The sequence below is a fragment of the Microbacterium sp. C7(2022) genome, from assembly GCF_028823665.1.
Classification (GTDB): Bacteria; Actinomycetota; Actinomycetes; order Actinomycetales; family Microbacteriaceae; genus Microbacterium.
The window spans coordinates 1-214 of record NZ_JAPEHV010000113.1 but is presented as its reverse complement, the minus strand read 5'-3'; the positions used below and the strand labels follow the sequence as shown (position 1 = coordinate 214).

1 protein-coding gene is annotated in these 214 nt (G+C 32.7%); it reads right to left on the bottom strand.

What is annotated here, in order from left to right:
* Positions 1 to 214, bottom strand: a 214-nt coding sequence (locus ON062_RS13760; protein ID WP_274647709.1) for a hypothetical protein, incomplete at both ends; no start/stop codon positions are given.

Sequence of the window (214 nt, the reverse complement as noted above, 5' to 3'; positions counted from 1 at the left end):
GAAAAATACCTAATAAAACAACCGACATATTGGCCTGCCAAGTAGCATGTAAAATTTCACTAGGTAAATGAGCACTATAAAATAATAAAGGAAGGGTCCCGAACCAAATGATGTAGCACATCATGCTCAAGGCATCATAATTTAAGGCAAATTTTTTATATAAATTAAAATAAAGCCCCCATGCAATTGCAGCTAAAACAATCAACAAACTATA